Source organism: Thalassobacillus hwangdonensis, assembly GCF_042675915.1.
GTDB classification, from domain to species: Bacteria; Bacillota; Bacilli; order Bacillales; family Halobacillaceae; genus Thalassobacillus_A; species Thalassobacillus_A hwangdonensis.
Window position 1 is genome coordinate 704,166 of record NZ_JBHTKL010000001.1, and the last position, 18,862, is coordinate 723,027.

Annotated in this window: 21 protein-coding genes and 1 pseudogene; 15 read left to right on the forward strand and 7 right to left on the reverse strand. The window is 43.4% G+C overall.

Features of this window, described 5'->3' with window-relative positions; translation table 11 throughout:
• Positions 1–376: 376 nt before the first annotated feature.
• The gene (locus tag ACFQ2J_RS03710; protein ID WP_386058337.1) at positions 377–1,273 is read left to right on the forward strand and encodes a metal ABC transporter substrate-binding protein; all 897 of its coding nucleotides are present in this window, start codon (positions 377–379) and stop codon (positions 1,271–1,273) included.
• 55 nt (positions 1,274–1,328) lie between these two features.
• Here the strand turns inward: ACFQ2J_RS03710 and selD are convergent, their stop codons facing one another.
• Entirely contained in the window at positions 1,329–2,381 is a 1,053-nt protein-coding gene (gene selD, locus ACFQ2J_RS03715; protein ID WP_386056693.1) for a selenide, water dikinase SelD, read from the reverse strand.
• Between the two features lie 174 nt (positions 2,382–2,555).
• Here selD and ACFQ2J_RS03720 point away from each other — a divergent pair.
• Positions 2,556–2,738, forward strand: a pseudogene (locus tag ACFQ2J_RS03720) (Rdx family protein); the annotation flags it as partial.
• Positions 2,739–2,814: 76 nt separating this feature from the next.
• Positions 2,815–4,209, forward strand: a complete 1,395-nt coding sequence (selA, locus tag ACFQ2J_RS03725) for an L-seryl-tRNA(Sec) selenium transferase (RefSeq protein WP_386056695.1) — start codon at positions 2,815–2,817, stop codon at positions 4,207–4,209.
• On the opposite strand, the gene ACFQ2J_RS03730 is transcribed toward selA, so the two are convergent.
• The gene (locus ACFQ2J_RS03730; RefSeq protein WP_386058340.1) at positions 4,197–4,334 is read right to left on the reverse strand and encodes a small acid-soluble spore protein P; all 138 of its coding nucleotides are present in this window, start codon (positions 4,332–4,334) and stop codon (positions 4,197–4,199) included. The two genes, selA and ACFQ2J_RS03730, sit on opposite strands and share 13 nt — an antisense overlap.
• A gap of 74 nt (positions 4,335–4,408) precedes the next feature.
• Here ACFQ2J_RS03730 and ACFQ2J_RS03735 point away from each other — a divergent pair, with 74 nt between their 5' ends.
• Positions 4,409–4,666, forward strand: a complete 258-nt coding sequence (locus tag ACFQ2J_RS03735) for a hypothetical protein (RefSeq protein WP_386056697.1) — start codon at positions 4,409–4,411, stop codon at positions 4,664–4,666.
• A 97-nt stretch (positions 4,667–4,763) separates the two neighbouring features.
• On the opposite strand, the gene sspO is transcribed toward ACFQ2J_RS03735, so the two are convergent.
• Positions 4,764–4,913 (reverse strand): small acid-soluble spore protein O, encoded by a 150-nt coding sequence (sspO, locus tag ACFQ2J_RS03740; RefSeq protein WP_386056699.1) that lies wholly within the window; start codon positions 4,911–4,913, stop codon positions 4,764–4,766.
• Positions 4,914–5,109: 196 nt separating this feature from the next.
• Here sspO and acnA point away from each other — a divergent pair, with 196 nt between their 5' ends.
• From acnA to ACFQ2J_RS03785, 9 genes are all read left to right on the forward strand, one after another.
• On the forward strand, positions 5,110–7,806 hold the full coding sequence (gene acnA / locus ACFQ2J_RS03745) for an aconitate hydratase AcnA (protein ID WP_386056701.1): 2,697 nt from the start codon (positions 5,110–5,112) through the stop codon (positions 7,804–7,806).
• Positions 7,807–7,944: 138 nt separating this feature from the next.
• Positions 7,945–8,607 (forward strand): hypothetical protein, encoded by a 663-nt coding sequence (locus tag ACFQ2J_RS03750; RefSeq protein WP_386056703.1) that lies wholly within the window; start codon positions 7,945–7,947, stop codon positions 8,605–8,607.
• Between the two features lie 5 nt (positions 8,608–8,612).
• Entirely contained in the window at positions 8,613–9,203 is a 591-nt protein-coding gene (locus tag ACFQ2J_RS03755; RefSeq protein ID WP_386056704.1) for a TlpA family protein disulfide reductase, read from the forward strand.
• Between the two features lie 60 nt (positions 9,204–9,263).
• Positions 9,264–9,404: an FbpB family small basic protein gene (locus ACFQ2J_RS03760; protein WP_386056706.1), complete on the forward strand. Its 141-nt coding sequence runs from the start codon at positions 9,264–9,266 to the stop codon at positions 9,402–9,404.
• A gap of 116 nt (positions 9,405–9,520) precedes the next feature.
• Positions 9,521–9,664 (forward strand): acid-soluble spore protein N, encoded by a 144-nt coding sequence (locus tag ACFQ2J_RS03765; protein ID WP_386056708.1) that lies wholly within the window; start codon positions 9,521–9,523, stop codon positions 9,662–9,664.
• A 14-nt stretch (positions 9,665–9,678) separates the two neighbouring features.
• Positions 9,679–9,906 (forward strand): small acid-soluble spore protein Tlp, encoded by a 228-nt coding sequence (tlp, locus tag ACFQ2J_RS03770; protein ID WP_386056710.1) that lies wholly within the window; start codon positions 9,679–9,681, stop codon positions 9,904–9,906.
• 125 nt (positions 9,907–10,031) lie between these two features.
• Positions 10,032–12,296, forward strand: a complete 2,265-nt coding sequence (locus ACFQ2J_RS03775) for an AAA family ATPase (protein ID WP_386056712.1) — start codon at positions 10,032–10,034, stop codon at positions 12,294–12,296.
• Positions 12,297–12,302: 6 nt separating this feature from the next.
• Entirely contained in the window at positions 12,303–12,722 is a 420-nt protein-coding gene (locus ACFQ2J_RS03780; protein ID WP_386056714.1) for an acyl-CoA thioesterase, read from the forward strand.
• Positions 12,723–12,725: 3 nt separating this feature from the next.
• Positions 12,726–13,025 carry a hypothetical protein gene (locus ACFQ2J_RS03785; RefSeq protein ID WP_386056716.1) on the forward strand — a complete coding sequence of 100 codons (300 nt, stop codon included), beginning with the start codon at positions 12,726–12,728 and terminating at the stop codon, positions 13,023–13,025.
• 261 nt (positions 13,026–13,286) lie between these two features.
• Here the strand turns inward: ACFQ2J_RS03785 and ACFQ2J_RS03790 are convergent, their stop codons facing one another.
• The 3 genes from ACFQ2J_RS03790 to folE2 form a co-directional block, all read right to left on the reverse strand.
• Positions 13,287–13,577 carry a HesB/YadR/YfhF family protein gene (locus ACFQ2J_RS03790; RefSeq protein ID WP_386056718.1) on the reverse strand — a complete coding sequence of 97 codons (291 nt, stop codon included), beginning with the start codon at positions 13,575–13,577 and terminating at the stop codon, positions 13,287–13,289.
• A gap of 91 nt (positions 13,578–13,668) precedes the next feature.
• Complete coding sequence (yidD, locus tag ACFQ2J_RS03795; RefSeq protein ID WP_386056720.1) at positions 13,669–13,896, reverse strand: membrane protein insertion efficiency factor YidD; 228 nt, start codon at positions 13,894–13,896, stop codon at positions 13,669–13,671.
• Positions 13,897–13,907: 11 nt separating this feature from the next.
• Positions 13,908–14,837 carry a GTP cyclohydrolase FolE2 gene (folE2, locus tag ACFQ2J_RS03800; protein WP_386056721.1) on the reverse strand — a complete coding sequence of 310 codons (930 nt, stop codon included), beginning with the start codon at positions 14,835–14,837 and terminating at the stop codon, positions 13,908–13,910.
• Between the two features lie 224 nt (positions 14,838–15,061).
• Here folE2 and ACFQ2J_RS03805 point away from each other — a divergent pair, with 224 nt between their 5' ends.
• Positions 15,062–16,363, forward strand: a complete 1,302-nt coding sequence (locus tag ACFQ2J_RS03805; protein WP_386056723.1) for a globin-coupled sensor protein — start codon at positions 15,062–15,064, stop codon at positions 16,361–16,363.
• 39 nt (positions 16,364–16,402) lie between these two features.
• Here ACFQ2J_RS03805 and plsY read toward each other — a convergent pair whose 3' ends face one another.
• Positions 16,403–16,987: a glycerol-3-phosphate 1-O-acyltransferase PlsY gene (gene plsY, locus ACFQ2J_RS03810; protein ID WP_386056725.1), complete on the reverse strand. Its 585-nt coding sequence runs from the start codon at positions 16,985–16,987 to the stop codon at positions 16,403–16,405.
• Positions 16,988–17,132: 145 nt separating this feature from the next.
• Between plsY and ACFQ2J_RS03815 the strand changes: the two genes are divergently transcribed.
• Complete coding sequence (locus ACFQ2J_RS03815) at positions 17,133–18,815, forward strand: glycosyl hydrolase family 18 protein (protein WP_386056727.1); 1,683 nt, start codon at positions 17,133–17,135, stop codon at positions 18,813–18,815.
• Positions 18,816–18,862: the final 47 nt, after the last annotated feature.

The following is an 18,862-nucleotide window of genomic DNA, read 5'->3' on the forward strand; positions in this document are numbered from 1 at the left end:
TTCCCCGCCACCCTATGTGATATTGGTGAACTCCCTGGTTTTGCATGGTTTTCGAAATCTAATTTACGAGTACATTCAAAACAACTTCGCTTAGATTTAAGAAGAGTAAATCGCTGTTTCCGTAGCCTGACAAAAGCAAGTAGGTCAGGGAAATTGCGAGACTCCGGTGGGGTGAAAATGAGCGGTGAGATCCCGGAAGGCGAAGCCTGAGGAAGCTCACCACATTCCCACGGAAAGCGAGTAATTTCCCGGACCTCTTGAGGCTCTTAATCGCACGGAAACAACTTATCAAGACATATAAGTATAAAATTAAGATGGAGGGGAAAACGGTATGATTAAAAAGAAATTGTTATTATTTGCGGTTTCGATCATGGCCATGGTTCTCATGGTTGCATGTAGTGAGGATGACGCAGGAAATGAAGCTTCAGGTGAAGGGAAAGTACAAGTAGTAACCACCTATTCGATCGTGTATGACATCGTCAAAAACGTTGGGGGAGATCACGTGGAAATCCACAGTTTGGCTCCGATCGGTTCCAATCCGCATGAATATGATCCGCTTCCTGAAGATGTAAAGAAGACGACAGATGCAGATGCCGTATTTTATAACGGATTGAATCTTGAGGCTGGTAATGCATGGTTTGATAAACTGATGGAAACAGCCGGTAAAGACGGAAAGGATGCTCCTGTCTTCTTAATGAGTGAAGGTGTAGAAGCGATGTACCTGACCACGGAAGGTAATGAAGGGGAAGAAGACCCACACGCATGGCTTGATATCAGAAATGGTATCAAATATGCAGAAAATGCGCGGGATGGCTTAATTAAAGTCGATCCGGAAAATAAAGAAGTGTATGAAAAAAATTCTGAATCATATATTTCAGAACTGCAGAAGCTGCATGATGATGCAGTAGCACAATATAATGAAATCCCGGAAGAAAAACGAGTACTTGTTACAAGTGAAGGTGCGTTCAAATATTTCAGTGAAGCATATGGCTTCCAGGCAGAGTATATCTGGGAGATAAACCAGGAGAACCAGGGAACGCCTGATCAAATAACGAGAATCGTCGACATCATCAATGATAAGGGACTCAAAGGCTTGTTTGTGGAAACGAGTATCGATCCTCGCAGTATGGAAGCAGTATCCGATGAAACCGGTGTACCGATCCGAGGGACTGTATTTACTGACTCGCTTGCCAAACCAGGTGAAAATGGGGACACTTACATCTCCATGATGAAGTCCAACATTGAGACGATCAAAGAAGGTTTGATGGAATAAAATCGATTTTGTAATAGAAACAAATGAAAGCTCCCCGAAGAATGGGGAGCTTTTGTCATGTTACTTTTATCCAGTTATTTTTGAAAGGAATTACTTTTCCAATGATAGCTGCAGGGATTGCCTGAACTTTTTGCAATTGTGAAATGTACGCCTTCGCATCTTCTTCTGGTAACGAGACGAGCAGTCCACCTGAAGTGATTGCATCACACAAAATGTATTGGTCATTAAGAGTAACGGAATCATGATACGTAACTCTATCCTTCAACCACTGGTGATTGGCTTTTGAACCGCCTGGCAGAATTCCATCCTGAATAAGTGTGTCCGTACCATCGAGAACAGGAACTTTTTCGCTCTCGATTTGTAAGCTTACGTTGCTTCCCTCGGCCATTTCACTCGCATGTCCTAAAAGTCCGAAGCCGGTAACATCGGTTACAGCGTGGACATCGAAATGTGAAAGCAACTCAGATGCCTGTTTGTTCAGATGAGCCATGACGCCGATCACCCTGTCTACCGAACCAGAATCCAGAATGCCACGCTTGATAGCGGTGGTTTGGACTCCAACCCCGAGTGGTTTCGTAAGTACGAGTACATCTCCCGGTTCAGCAGCTGAATTCCGGTAGATCTTATCTGGGTGGGCGATTCCTGTGACTGCCATCCCGAATTTCGGCTCCTGGTCATCGATGGAATGGCCACCGATGATTTCACCACCAGCTTCCTCCATCTTATCCTGTGCGCCCTGGAGGATTTGAGCCAATACTTCTGAGCCGAGTTTTTTGATTGGATAACCCACAATGTTAAGCCCGGTTTTCACTTCGCCACCCATGGCATAAATATCACTCAATGCGTTGGCAGCGGCTATTTGTCCAAAGGAGTAAGGATCATCAACAATCGGAGTGAAATAATCGACGGATTGGATCATCGCAATCTCATCCGTCAGTTTATAGACACCCGCGTCATCATGCGTACCGGACCCTACAAGAACATGATTGCTGGGCTTTGATGTAATGATTTGTCGCAGCACGTGCGACAGGTCTTCAGGACCTATTTTGCATCCTCAGCCGGCTTTTGTAGATAAAGCAGTCAGACGGATCTTTTCTTCTTTACTCACGCTCGCCACCTCCTTTATGTGTAAATATAGTATAGCGTATCAAAGGATGTGAATGCTAAAAGTTGCTTTCTTACAGTTGGTTTTCTACAATTAAATTAACAGTGAAATAGAGGAGGAGCCCAAATGGCTATGAAAGTATCGATTGAATTTTGCATGCAGTGAAACTACGCACCTAAAGCTGCGAGTTGCGCAGAAAAGTTATTCAGCCATTTCCGTCATGAGATTGAATCGCTAGAGCTAGTATCGAGTTCAGGCGGAGCATTCGAAGTCATTGTAAATGAAGAAAAGATCTATTCGAAATTGGAGATCGGGAAATTTCCTGATGTGGATGAATTGATTCAGAAAATGAAAAATTGATTCACAAAATACCGTCTCCCCACCAAAGGGGACGGTATTTATATTATGTAAACTTATATGAAGTGAGTTGAAACCAATGCATCAGCTTTTACGATCCATTCCTGCTATCCACGGCATGTTAAATGATCCGCAGTTCAGAAATGTAAAAGAAACATATGGGTTAAGTGATCAAGTGCTTACCAGCCTGATTCAGCGAGCTGCAGATGCTCTAAGGCAGGATCTGATAGCAGGGATAAAACCTGTAAATTCATCTATGAAATCAGAAGTGCTGGAACGTACAAACGCCCTTGCCAAGAAATGGGGAAAGAATCAGCTCACACGTGTCATCAATGGTTCAGGAACGGTATTACATACGAACCTCGGGAGAGCCAGGTTGAGCGAGCGTGCGGTGGAACATGTCACAGAGATTGCAAGCTCGTACTCTAATTTAGAGTACAGTATCCATGAAGGAAAAAGGGGATCCCGCCACACCATCGCTGAGAATCTGATTCAGGAAATTACAGGCGCTGAAGCTGCAATGGTTGTGAACAATAATGCGGCAGCAGTGTATCTGATACTGAAAGGGCTTGCCAAAGGGATGGAAGTCATTGTTTCAAGAGGGGAGCTTGTTGAAATCGGCGGGAGTTTCCGTGTTTCCAGCATTATGGAAGAAAGTGGTGCACAACTAAAAGAGGTTGGTACTACAAATAAAACGCATCTTTATGATTATGAGGAAGCAATCAATGAGCATACCTCAATGATCATGAAGGTGCATACGAGTAATTTTTCAATTCGAGGATTTACTACCTCTCAATCACGGAAAGAATTAGTGCCAGTAACTGATGCGCATGAATTGATCTATTATGAAGACTTGGGCAGTGGGTCCTTGATTGATTATCAAAGTGCGGGGATCGGGGATGAGCCGACTGTCAAGCAAGTCATTGAAGCTGGAGCTGATCTCGTTTCATTCAGTGGGGATAAACTTCTTGGTGGTCCTCAGGCAGGAATCATTGCCGGGAAAAAGAAATGGATCGACAAATTGAAAAAACACCAGCTCGCCCGGGTGCTCCGTACGGATAAGATGACCCTTGCAGCGCTTGAAGCAACGTTACTGCACTATTTGAATCTTGAAGCGTTGGATGAACTTCCGGTGTATCGGGATATTAATATTTCTGCATCAGAGGTAAAAAGGAAAGCTGAACATTTCATGAAAAGAATGTCCCACTTGGGTACCATTACATTCACATTGAAAGCATGTACCTCCCGGATCGGGGGAGGTACCATGCCTGAAGTGGAGTTGGCAAGCTTCGGATTGCATTGTCAATTAGATAGCTACGCTCCACATGAATTAGAAAAAAAATTGAGGTTAAGTGAACCTGCAGTGGTCGGCCGCTTCCTTGAGGAAAAATTCTTTCTCGATTTCAGGACACTCACAGACAAAGACATCGATGACCTGGTCATCATTTTTGAAGCATTGGATCAAAGGTCATGAGAAGCGTGCTTTTTTTGACGTGAATGGTTTTGGTTTTTCACTTTTTTCGAACCCTTCATCGGCTGGTTCGGCTGTTTTTCTTTGTTTGATTTGGTCATGATTCTCTCTCCTTTCTTCCTTAGGATGTGTGCGGTTGAAGCTCGTATGTATGGAAATGTGTAGGAGTGTGCATGCTAGGAAGAAAAAAAGAGGTGGAAGCATGAGTTATTATCAGAATAAGCAAGAAGCGTTCCAGCACGCTTCCAATAAAATGAAACAAGTGGAAGATTCTGCTGCCCATGTTCTTGAATCGATCCACGAAGCAGATTATGGGACAGAGCTTGCTCACCTGCAAGAGGAAATCAACCAGGCATACCAGCAGGTTGAAAAAGCACTGACGGTATCCTCCGAGCATCAGGAAAAGCAATTGCAATCCTATAAAGCACAGCTGGATAAGATCAAAGGTCAACTGTCTTAATCACTTTTCCTATCTGCATAAAGGAAACGTCTTAAATGAATGCACAACATTCATTAATAAGACCCGGACAAATTTGTCCGGGTCGTTTTTTATCTTGTTACTGATTCTTCTTTTTCTTTTTGTTGAACATGCGTTCTTCCGCAGTCATCGGCTCACGTGGAGACTCCTCCTGGTATCCTGCGCCGCCACCTTGAGCATCTGCTGCATTCATACCAGGACGAACATGGTTCGCTTTTCTGTTTTGCATCGTGATTCCACCTCCTCCATGTTGATTAGTATGACAAAATTTGCACCGAAATATTTTACTTATAAATCGTTTTCATTTACAATATTAGTTGGTGATTTGCGAACTTTTGCAACAAAAGTGACAAATGACGCAATTGGGGAGTGGAGATGCTCGATGCATCGCCATTTATATTTCAGATGAGGGGGTAAAAGTAATTATGGCTTACAATGCAAAAAAGCAATTTGAACTTAATGGTAAAACTTACAATTACTATCAATTAAAAGCATTGGAAGATGCGGGACATGGTAAGATTTCTCGTCTACCGTTCTCCATCCGAATCCTGCTTGAATCCTTACTTCGTCAACACGATGGTCGTGTAATCAAGGATGAGCATGTAGAAAGCCTTGCAAAATGGGGCACGAAGGACAGCAAAGGGGAAGATGTACCTTTCAAACCTTCACGTGTTATCCTACAGGACTTCACAGGGGTACCTGCAGTCGTGGACCTTGCTTCACTTCGTAAAGCAATGGTAGACATGGGAGGAAGCCCTGACAGCATCAACCCGGAAGTTCCCGTCGATCTAGTAATCGACCACTCCGTACAGGTAGATGCATATGGCACAGAAGATGCACTTCGTGTGAACATGGAATTGGAATTCGAACGTAACATCGAACGTTATGAGTTCCTGAACTGGGCACAAAAAGCATTCGATAATTATCGTGCTGTACCACCTGCAACAGGTATCGTACACCAAGTAAACTTGGAATACTTAGCTAATGTGGTTCACGCTGTTGAAAATGAAAATGGCGAAACCGAAACATATCCGGATACCTTAGTTGGAACGGACTCTCATACAACGATGATCAACGGTCTTGGAATCCTGGGCTGGGGTGTCGGTGGAATCGAAGCTGAAGCAGGCATGCTAGGTCAGCCTTCTTATTTCCCAGCACCTGAAGTAATCGGTGTGAAGTTGAACGGAAGTCTTCCGAATGGTACAACTGCTACTGACTTGGCACTTAAAGTGACACAAGTCCTTCGTGAGAAGAAGGTAGTTGGAAAGTTTGTTGAGTTCTTCGGACCAGGCCTGAAAGATATGCCGCTTGCAGACCGTGCGACGATTTCCAACATGGCTCCTGAATATGGTGCTACATGCGGATTCTTCCCGGTAGATAACGAAGCCCTTGAATACTTGCGTCTGACTGGACGCAGTGAAGACCACATTTCACTTGTTGAAAACTATTGTAAGGCAAATGATCTTTGGTACTCACCGGATCAGGAAGATCCAGAATTCACAGAGCTTGTTGAAATTAATCTTGATGAACTGGAGCCTAACCTTTCCGGTCCAAAGCGCCCACAGGATTTGATTCCACTTTCTCAAATGAAAGAATCCTTCAATAAAGCATTGACTGCTCCTGCAGGCAATCATGGATTCGGACTTGATGAGAAGGAAATCGATAAAGAAGCGAAGATTGAGCACCCTAATGGTGAGACTTCACTTATGAAGACAGGTGCGCTTGCAATCGCAGCGATTACTTCCTGTACGAACACCTCCAACCCGTACGTAATGCTCGGGGCTGGACTGGTAGCTAAGAAAGCTGTTGAAAAAGGTCTTGAAGTACCAGCGTATGTGAAAACTTCATTAGCTCCAGGTTCCAAAGTTGTTACACGCTACCTTGAAGATTCAGGTTTGATGCCATACCTTGAAAAACTTGGCTTTAACCTTGTCGGATATGGTTGTACGACTTGTATCGGTAACTCAGGTCCATTGGCACCTGAAATTGAAGAAGGAATTGCCAAGAACGATTTGACTGTTTCTTCTGTATTGTCCGGTAACCGTAACTTTGAAGGTCGTATCCATCCATTGGTAAAAGCGAACTATCTAGCTTCTCCTCCATTGGTAGTTGCCTATGCACTGGCAGGAACAGTGGATGTTGATCTAAGAGATGAGCCATTAGGAAAAGATAAAGATGGTAAAGACATTTTCTTCAATGATATTTGGCCGACTATGGATGAAATCAAAGCGGAAATTGCTCGCGTCGTTACACCTGAAATCTTCCGCAAAGAGTATGAAAATGTATTCAACTCTAACGAAAAATGGAACGAAATCGATACGACAGATGAGCCGCTGTATGACTGGAATGAAGATTCCACATATATTCAGAACCCGCCGTTCTTTGAAGGTATGTCCAAAGATCCTGATACCGTTAAACCATTGAATAACATGCGTGTAATCGGTAAGTTCGGTGATTCTGTAACGACGGACCACATATCTCCAGCTGGTGCGATTCCGAAAGATATGCCGGCAGGTCAATATTTGCAGGACAAAAATGTATCACCACGTAACTTCAACTCATATGGTTCCCGTCGTGGTAACCACGAAGTGATGATGCGCGGAACATTCGCCAACATCCGTATCCGTAACGAGCTGGCTGCTGGTACAGAAGGTGGATTCACTACTTACTGGCCGACAGAAGAAGTCATGCCTATCTACACTGCTGCTATGAAATACCAGCAGGATAATACTGATCTGATGGTTATCGCTGGTAAGGATTACGGTATGGGTAGTTCCCGTGACTGGGCTGCTAAAGGTACTGACCTTCTTGGTATCAAAACAGTCATCGCGGAAAGCTTCGAGCGTATTCACCGTTCAAACCTTGTTATGATGGGCGTTCTACCGCTTCAGTTCAAAGAGGGAGACACTGTTGAATCTCTTGGTTTGACTGGACGCGAAACGTTCAACGTTGAAATCGGTGAAGACGTTAAGCCTCATGATCTAGTTAAAGTGACTTCAACAGATGAAGAAGGCAATAAGAAAGAATTTGAAGTTGTTGCTCGTTTCGATAGTGAAGTGGAAATCGATTACTATCGTCATGGCGGAATTCTTCAAATGGTACTTCGTAACAAGCTAAACTAAATTAAGTTTAAAGACCACATGGCTCTATGCGATGTGGTCTTTTTTATTGCAAACTCATACACCCATGCAGGTATCTTTACAATTTGAACGGCAGCAATTATGATGGTCATAGTATCAAAGCTGGAATGGAGAACTGAAATGAGAGATACACTGGCAATAGGTCCACTTAACATTTATGTACCGTACCTCATGGTAGCGGTAGTGCTGTTGATCGGGTATGGATATATATTTTTGCTTTTACATACACATAATAGGAAGAATAAGAAAATCTTAGCAGGTGAATGGGTGCAAATGATGCTTTTAACCATTCTCATATGGAAATTCAGCAACGCGCTTTTTCATCCGATCCAGGCGATCAATAACCCTGCAAGAATTCTCTACCTGAATGGCGGAACCTATGGATGGGTGCTCGGGTCAGTCATTGCAGGGCTGGTCTTTCTTAAAAATGGAAAGCACCACCACATTTCCATTCATGCGATGTCGCTTATTACCATAGCACCAACAATACTTGCCATCGGGTTTTATGGATTGTTGAAAGGCTGGGTAGTTCAATACCTTCCTTTGACAGCAATAATGTTGTATAGTTATCTTGTCTTTCTAAGTTTCGTTGTACTGTACAAGAAAGTCGATCATCATTGGCTTACTTCGCTGCGCATCCTCCAGTGGGCGTTGATCGGAACCGTGCTTTATTTTATTGCACTAGGACAAGCTACCTGGAACTTTGATGCTCTATGGATTGTAGCAGTGTTATCGATAAGCATCCTCATCATCGATTATAAACAGGCACATCAAAGGAAGTGAAACAAATGATAAGAAGATTGACCGCAACCGCGTTGTTGCTTGTGCTTTTCAGTGTTGTACTTTTCAATGTCAATGCTAAAGAGGAACAGGATGGACCGAACGAATACAATGTTTCCGGAAATACAGAACAGACAGGTACTGCAATCACGCCCCCTAATGCGGCTTCCGGGCTCCAGGTTGGAGATGTCGCCCCTGATTTCACACTGGAAAACCTGGAAGGGGAAGAAGTCACTTTGTCTGATTTGAAGGGAAAAAAAGTGTTTCTGAACTTCTGGGCTACATGGTGCCCACCTTGTAAAGTAGAGATGCCGGAGATGCAGGAATTCCATGAAAAGTACGGGGATGAAGTGGAAGTGATTGCGCTTAATGCCACTGCATCAGAAAAGAAACAAGAAGATGTTTTCAAGTTCATTGAACAAAACGGATATTCTTATCCGGTTCTTCTTGATCCGACTAATCAAGTGAACGACGAATACCAGACAATCACCATTCCTACTACGTATTTCATCGGTACAGATGGGAAGATCCAGCAACCGAGACATATCGGACCGATGACGTTCGATTTCATGGAAGATATGAAAGATAAGCTCGATTAGTATACAATTCTGTCAATTGGGAATCCTTAATAGTAAGTAGTAAAATAAGGAGCGATTCCCATGAGTAACAAAAGAAAACCAAGTTTCACCCAGCTGGTAACACAGAACAGAAAGCAAATCTTATCTGACCCTGCACTACTGGATCAGATCGAAACGAAAATCGAATTGCGTCATCAGCAGAAATTGAAATCTGTCCAGTGAAATGGATGAAAAAACCGCTTGGAGCGATCAACCTCCAAGCGGTTTTTCTTATACATAAGGCATATTTCCAACTGGATTGCAGATATTATCAATGACCGCGAAAAGGAGGGACTAGAGTGGGAAATCCGAAAAAGAATTCAAAACGGTTTACCCCTGATCACTCAGGGACGCAGTCACGTGAATCGGATGTCAATAAAGGCAAACAGATGGAAATGAAAACAGATAAAGCACCAAAACTTATTCAGACTAAGGGCAAATGACAGGAGGCATCATCATGAATGAACGAAATCAAGCAAAACCAGATGACCGTAGTGACAATGTAGACAAGCTGCAGGAAATGGTTCAGAATACTATTGAAAATATCGAAAAATCCCATGAAACGTATCAAATGGCGGATGAGAAAGATCGCCAGGATATCGAAAACAAAAATCGCAAACGTGAAGCATCCATCGATGCCATGCGTAATGAAATCAAAGACGAAGTACGTAATGAGCAGAAATAATGGTTTTAAAGAAGCGTCCCTTTTGTAAAGGGGCGTTTTCCTTTAGAGAGGTGCAAGTTCATCTACATCTAAGTATGTGTATGATAAAATGATAGCGTACATAGGAGAGGGAGTGAGGGTGTAAGATGAAACACGAATTGAAACTACAATTGCAGCAATGGACTTCCATCGACCAAGCACCTCCCATAACTGAAATGGAAGCATTGAAATACTTTGATGAAACAGACATGGAGACTGATGAAGTGTCAGCAACACTTTATGCAGTGTTGGCATGGTACCGGATCAAACGGAGGCCGGATCAGGACCAACTTGTCGAATTTTTTATTAAACAGGCATATGAATCGAAAGAAAATGATCCACTTATCTCTCAGTTGTTTGATGCTAAGCAGATGGCAAAATCGTATCACCAGATGAAAAAAGTACAGCCCGAGCAGTGGCTGATGCATGAAACCGATCATGATTCTGCGAAAATGAAAAAAGCAAAGACGGTGAGTGTTGAAATCGAAGAACTGCTACTGCATTGGGATCGTGAGCTTGCAGAGAAGACGCTTGTCGACGCATCGTCCAGATTGAAAGCTTATCAGCTCGTATATTACCATCTCAATGAGCTGAAATCCCTGTTGGCTGAAGCGATTGAAACGATTGAGAACAAAAGGATCCGTGTACCTGTGAAAACGATCAATGAGTCGATCCGCTCCTTGTCTGATGCGATGGATAGCCTTGCCGGACAACTGCCGTCTTTCTATGAGAAAGAAGCAAGCGGAAATGCGTTGGAGGCATTCGATCAGATGATCGGGCTTGAAGATGTCAAAGGTTACATCCAACGCTATTACCATTACTTGAAATACCAGCAGTCAAGGAAAGAACTTGGATTTTCCATGGTGGATGAGCCTGGGCTCCACATGATCATCACAGGAAACCCTGGAACTGGTAAGACGACGATAGCCAGATATTTAGCAAATATCTATCACGAGTTAGGTATATTGGAAACAAAAGACGTCATCGAAGTGAACCGGTCGCATCTTGTCGGAGGCTATGTCGGACAAAGCGAAGAGAATACGATGAATTACATCAAGCAGGCAATCGGTGGTGTACTGTTCATTGATGAAGCATACAGCTTGAAAAGGGAAGGGCAGACAGGCAATGATTATGGACAGGCTGTCATTGATACGCTCGTCTCTGCAATGACCAGTAAAGAATACGGTGGGAAATTTGCAGTCATCCTTGCGGGTTACCCGGAAGAAATGCGCCAATTCCTCTGGTCTAACCCTGGATTAAGAAGCAGGTTCCCGGAACAGAATCACATCGAACTCCCGGATTATAATATGGAAGAACTTGTGCAGATTGCAGAATCGACTGCGCTTTCGAATGATTATTTTTTCACAGACGAAGCACTGAACAAATTCGAGGATCTGATTGATCAGTATCGGGTCGATGATACCTTCGGAAACGCGAGGACCGTCAAGAACCTAGTGTTGAAAACAATCTTCAATAAAGGTGCATACGAAGCGGATAAACAGCAGGTTTCCTGGCTCGATCATATGCGCATTGATCGTCAAGATCTTCACCTTTTGGAAAAGAAGGACGATAACGAACAAACACACGTCGGGCGATTGGAGCAATTGATCGGACTGAATAATGTGAAACAAGAAGTCAAGAAGTTGTCTTCTTTTGTAAAGGTACAGCAGGAGAGAAAGGATAACGGGCTACCTCACGTACCGATCCAGTTACACTCTGTATTTACCGGAAACCCTGGAACAGGGAAAACGACAGTAGCAGAAATCTATGCAGGAATCTTGAAAGAGTGTGGGCTGCTGAAACGGGGGCATATGATCGTCTGCTCAAGGAGTGACCTAGTTGCCGGATACGTTGGGCAATCTGCTATCAAGACGAAGAAAAAAGTCAGGGAAGCCCTTGGCGGTGTGCTTTTCATCGATGAGGCTTACGCGTTGTATAACGGGGGGAGAGATGATTATGGAAAAGAAGTCATCGAAACTCTTGTCGATGAGATGACAAGACATGATGATAATCTAGTCATCATTATGGCCGGGTATGAGTCGGAAATGCGGGAATTGATCGAAAGTAATCCAGGCTTAAGCTCCCGTTTCAAAAAATATTTGCATTTTCCTGATTATGACGCTGAACAACTCATGGATATGAGTATCTTTCAGGCGGATCAATACAAGTATGAACTGGCGAAAGATGCAAAGGAGTTTTTATTATCCAAATACAAGGATCATGCAATCAGAGGGAATGGCCGGTTTGTCGGTAATCTGATCATGGAAGCCATCCAGTTCCATGCATTACGGACAGAAGGGACAGAACCGGACAATAGTGTATTGAAGGAAGAGGATGTCAATCAAGCTTGGCATGCAGTCAGAGGGGAGTAGTAATTAATGAAAACAAACACACCGATACGAGTACGATATCAGGAAACAGATCAGATGGGGGTTGTCTATCATGCCAACTATCTTGTCTGGTTCGAACTGGGACGCACGGATTTCATCGAGGCATTGGGATTCCATTATCATGAAATTGAAAAACAAGGCGTGCTTTCTCCAGTGATCGATGCAAACATCCATTATGGAAAGCCGGTGCGCTATGGAGAAAAAGCTACTGTGGAAACGTGGCTGGAAGCATATGATGGGTTGCGGATCACCTATGGTTACAGGGTGTTGAAAGAAAATGGGGAGGAATCTGTCTCAGGTAGTACGAAGCACGTCATCGTAAAAGAAGACAGCTTCCGTCCTGTATCAATCAGAAGGTCATTCCCGGAATGGCATGAAGCGTATCAGTCAGCACTTGAGGAGGAGTGATCGATGGCTTTCGGGCTGGATCGCAAAGAACTGGTTCAATGGAAAAATCAAGTAAAGAATGGCGAAATCGCTTTATTGACCCACTATTGGATCGATGAACGATTCCCAGGCTGCACAACCGTAACGAAAGTAGGGTGTGCCGATATATCTAAGCTGAAAGCATGGGGGAAAAGGTACAACCTCGAACCCGGATGGATCCATAAAGATGATCAATATCCCCACTTCGACCTGTTCGGCAAACATCAAAAATATGTACTCGAACAAGAAGGGAAATGGGATCAAATAGAAAAATTCAACTTGTAAACAAAATTGTTTTAATTAGGAATGAACATTAATTTTCAAATGCATGAACACTTGATTAGGTAGCGTAGTCCACATACGAAGACTCCAGAGGGAACAGCACGCATCCGAAGAACCCGGAGGAAAGCGGTTTTTTGCCTTTCGAGGAGGCTGAGGTCGTGCCCGCGGAAAGCGAAGGATGTGGACGAAGTGGTAATTTCACAATATGACAACATCAAAAGACCCGAGCATTTAATTGCTCGGGTTTTAGCATTTAAGAAAACTTTATTTTTCGTAATGAAAATCGGGTTCTTCCCATTTTTCATTATAATCGACCTTCAATGAATGGTCATCAAAATACCAATCGTCTTCCGATTCAATAAAGAAACGAATGCCGTTCACCTCTGTATCCGCAACCGGCTCTCTCGGTTCATCCATTTTGATGCCTAAAGAAAAACCAGGCTGAATGCCTCCAACTCCTCCGTACCTGACGAAAAAGCGGATGGCAGTTCCGGCTTCGATTTCGAGTTCGTCTTTGTACCATGCTGCTGCTTGTTCAGTTACTGTGACATTCATAAGATCCTACTCCTTATCAGGTTTCTTCTTCCCGTACCAATACAGTTTCCTTCAACTCCAATGATTAAACATCAGCGTTGATACGATGAAGTCAATTTTGCTTTTTTGGTGGGACGGGGTCAAAACCCCCGGGATGAAATGGTTGGCACTTCAGGATCCGTTTCACCGTCAGGTATAATCCTTTGAAAAAACCGAATCGCTGAAATGCTTCTAACCCGTATTGTGAGCAGGTAGGGTAGAACCTGCAGGTCGGTGATGGCTTCAAGGGACTGATGAACTTTTGATACACACGTATAATCCCTATGAATAGATGCTTCATTCAGACCAGCCTTATCTTTCTTCCCGTTTGTCGTAGCTCAATGTAGCAATCGCATCGTGCAGGTGGATGGATTCTTCATTGCGGCAGGTGATCTCGAATTTCTCTACAAATGCGTATTCATAGAGATCGGCAGCGACTAGACGTACGATATCTTCGACGAATCTAGGATTTTCATATGCCTGCTCTGTCACCATCTTTTCATCCGGTCGTTTCAATACAGGGTGGATGCGTGCGCTTGCATTACTTTCTGCCGCTTCAAGTAAAGCAGCCTTCCAGTCCACTTTATTTTCATCAAAGTCCTCACTCAATTTCACCGACATGGACACATTACCACGCTGGTTATGAGCACTGTACTCGCTGATTTCCTTCGAGCAAGGGCAAAGCGTCGTAATGGTGGCTTCAAGACCGACTTCCATATCGAAACCTGATTCCTCATGATAGGATACCGTAACTGTTGCATCTGCGTGGTTCATTCCTGCCATCTGTGAGGCTGGGCCTTTACGCTCGAAAAACCAAGGGTATTCCACAGTAACAGAAGCATCCGATTGCTTCAATCTGCCTGCAAGCTCTTTCGTGAACTTCTTCAACGTTTCCAGATCGACAGCGAATCCTTCCTGGTGATAGGCATCGAGCTGCTGGGTGAAGCGGCTCATATTCGTACCTTTACTTTCCATATTAATGGACGATCCGAAAGCGAAAGTTCCGATCGTCGTCTGGATTTCAGGTGTCATCGTGCTTTGGATACGGATAGGATGCTTCACATTGGAAATCCCAACAGTATCAATTTCGAATAGGAAATCTTTCTTTGAATTTTGAAGATCTACCATTTGCTCTTTTTCAACTGGTTTTGTTCTCGGTCCAGGTGTGACGGATCCGAATAATTTATGGCGTTCCTGTTTAGAAGGTAGTTGTTTTTTATTCTTCATCTGAGTTTTATTCATAACGGAGACTCCTTTCAAGCCATGCATAACTCTCATTCTCACCCCAAAGTATACAATAAGGTGCCTCTATTATACAATTTATTGCCTGTATAATGTGCTTTCGCAAAAATCTTTTACTCCGCTAAGTCAATTTTTGTCATGATTTAGCCATACTTTGGTCCTGATCCGATATACACATCATGGTATGCTATTTTTGAAAATACACAAATAAAGGGATGAAGCCAATGGCAATTCTATTGAAAAAAAGGAATAAACGTGGGAAGAGCTGGATTGACCAAGCTGAAATGGAAGAGAGTTTGATCCAAGTCTCTGATGCGAAGATAGAACAGCAGTTGATGATGATTCACCTCGGAATGGACGAATTGAAGCTGCTCAAATCCTTTCAACCGGTAGTAGAAGATAATATACATACGCTGGTTACTGACTTCTACCGGATTGTACTGCAGGTCCCCCATTTATCCTCGATCATCGAACATCATAGTTCAGTCGAAAGCTTGAGAACCTCTCTTGAGCCACATTTGACTCGAATGTTTTCGGGCGTTATTGATGATGCATACGTACACCAACGGCTTAACGTGGCAAAAGTGCACTTTCGTATTGGACTAGAACCTAAATGGTATATCGCTTCCTTCCAATCCGTTCTTCATACATTCTTTCAATTGATTGAACAGCATATCGATATGGAACATGAAAAATACGCCTATATCAACGCAGTTACAAAAATTCTTAACTTTGAACAACAGCTGGTGCTTGATGCATATGAAACAGAGCATGTGAACCAGAGGGAACATGACTATCAATCAGTAAAAACAGAGATCAAACGTTCATTGCTGTTGATTTCATCCGAACTCCTTGCATTAGCAGAACAAAATGATGCTGCTGTCCAAGAAGTCATCTTCAATAGTGAGAATGTGAACAGCGCCGTTGAAGAGCAGAAGCAAATGTCCCTTCATATTCAACAACAAGCACGTAATGGCCAAAAGATCATGAGTCAGCTGGTCGATCAGGTCCACTCCATCCTTCAGGAGACTCATAAAGTGGACCACGTAATTGAAAGTCTGGATCAATCGTTTAAGCAGATATCTACATTCGTGCACCTGGTGCAGGATATTGCAGACAAAACGAACCTGTTATCATTGAATACGGCGATTGAAGCTGCGAGGGCTGGTGAGCATGGGAAGGGATTTGCTGTAGTGGCAGAAGAAGTCAGGAAACTATCCGCTCAGACAAAAAAGTCGATAAAGGAAATTGAATCCATCGTTTCAACCTCCAATGGCCGCATGAAGGAAGCACTTACTTCCATACAAGCGGTCAATGAACTCGTGGACAATGGAGAAAAGACTACTAGATTGACGGGTGAGGCTCTAGCGAATATTGCAGCATCGGTAGATGATCGAGTGAATGATTTCAACGATCTACATAACGATATCCAGCTATTGAACGGAATCATCCATGATATAGGGGCTGCGACAAAACAAGTGAGTGTATCAGCTGAACAACTGAATGATACAGCATCAACGCTATAAAAAAAGGGAGTGCCTTTTATTGAGGCACTCCCTTTACGTTTACATCCATTTGATTTTAGGTTCGGTTTTATTTATGATCCGGATTATATTGGCCCGATGTCGGTAGATCACGAATACCGTAAGCAGTGTGATGACGATAAATAGACCGATGTCATCTGAAATCAATAACGTGACAATCATGGAAATGATACCAGTCAACATCGAGGATAACGAAACATATTTCGTCAAATAGAGTCCAAGAAAGAATGTAGCAAGCATGATGACGAATAACAATGGATTCACTCCAAGAATGACTCCTCCCGATGTTGCCACCGCCTTACCTCCGCGGAACCCTGCGAAAATCGGATACATATGGCCGAAAACAGCTACAATTCCAATTGCCAGTGGATAAACTTCAGCTGCAAATAGAATCGGCAGGACAGTTGCGACCGTTCCCTTAAGGATATCTGCGATCGTTACGATCATCCCTGCTTTTTTTCCTAAAACACGGAAAGTGTTCGTGCCACCCAAGTTTCCGCTTCCGTGCTCGCGGATGTCGATGTTGTAACCAACCTTACCTACGATGAGGCCGGATGGAATCGAACCAATCAAGTATGCTATAAGTCCAAAAATTAAATATTCCATTCAATTAACCCCTCTAAAGCTTTTGTTCTATTATTCTATCATGAAGTTGTCCGATTCAGTACGTAATTTCCGAAAGTTCTTCGTTGCAAAAAATCCTTTACATGCGTATGGTGTTGATAGATATCAAGAGAAAGTAGGAAAGTGAATGCGACGAAAATCGTTCATCATCCTGATCATCCTCCTCACTATCATAATTGCAGCAGGCTACTTCATCTTCCAGCCATCTGATGAAAAAATTAAATATTCCACTGAAGATGAATACTTAACCTACAACAATAAGAGTCATCCTGCAGCTGAAATCATAAGAAAAGGTAACATTCCCTACCTTCGTCTTACGGATGCAACTGAGATTCTCGAACTTAATGGAACCTATGATTCTGAATCAGATTCCGTAATCTTTACTACCCCGAAATCCGTCTATCAACTAAAGGTAGGTCAAGATTCCGCATTTAAAAATGGAGACCCCCTGGACACTGACGTTCTACCATCCGTAAAGGAGAATGATCGTATCTTTATTGCAATTGACTGGATTGTGTCTCATTTTCCATATGAAAAATTGGAAGGGGACACCGCTCGTACTACTTTCCTTTATGCTGATGGATATACGATCCAACAGGCAACGTTCAAGGAGGGTCTTTCTGTTGATGAGCGGAGGCTCAGATCGGAAGCGACACTGACTGCTCCGTTTTATGAAACGATGGAGGAATCGGAATCCTTTTATATTTTGAATGACGAGGGGCGTTATGTCAAAGTTACGACGAAAGATGGAATAAGCGGTTACGTGAAGGCTTCAGTGATCGAGCTGAATGAGAGTACGGTGATCAGTACGAAAGTGAAGAAAGAGAAAGGTGATTTTCCTTTGCCTTTTGACAAGCGGTTCATTGTCGCATGGGAAGGGATTTATTCACGTGAAGCGAATCAGAACGGTGCCCAGGATTTAACTGGTGTCGATGTTTACGCTCCTACATGGTTCGAGCTTACAGATGATGCTGGGACGGTTTCCTCACTTGCCACACGAGATTATGTCAAAGCAGTCAAGGAAAGTAATGCACAGGTGTGGGCATTGTTTTCCAATGTCTTCGACCCAGAACGTACGAACAAGGTAATCGGCTCCTATGAGAAAAGAGCATTCATGATCGAACAGCTTATGGAGTACGCAGAATCTTTTAAACTGGATGGAATCAACATCGATTTCGAAAACGTGCTACCGGAGGATGGACCTTCTTTTACCCAGTTTATTCGGGAATTGGTACCCTACGCGCATGAGCAGGGGCTTGTCATTTCTGTCGATATCACCTTCCTGTCCAGCAGCGGAGAATGGTCGGGATTTTATGAACGGGCGAAACTTTCTGAGCTCGCTGATTATATCATGGTGATGGCATATGACGAACACTGGGCGAATTCTCCTGTGGCAGGGAGTGTAGCCAGTCTTCCATGGGTTGAGCGTAACTTGGAAAGGCTGCTTGAGGTCATTCCGAATGATAATCTCATACTTGGTATTCCTCTTTATGCGAGGTTATGGACAGAGGAAAAGATTGAAAGTGGTGGTGTGTCATTGACATCCAAAGCGTTGACGATGAATGAAGTGGAAACCTTTATCGATACTTATGGTCTCCAGCCGGTGCTGGATGAAGACACCGGTCAGTATTACGTTGAGTACGCTGAAGAAGACACCAGCTATCAACTTTGGATTGAAAATGAACATTCCTTGAACCAGCGACTCAACCTTGCAAAAAAGGAGGACCTTGCAGGAATCGCTGTTTGGAGCAGTCATTTTGCTGAAGATGAAGTGTGGCCATTTCTAGACAGTGAACTACAGAAGGAGTGAACACATTCAGCGCCATTGCAAACGATTCACGATGTTTTTCATGACAG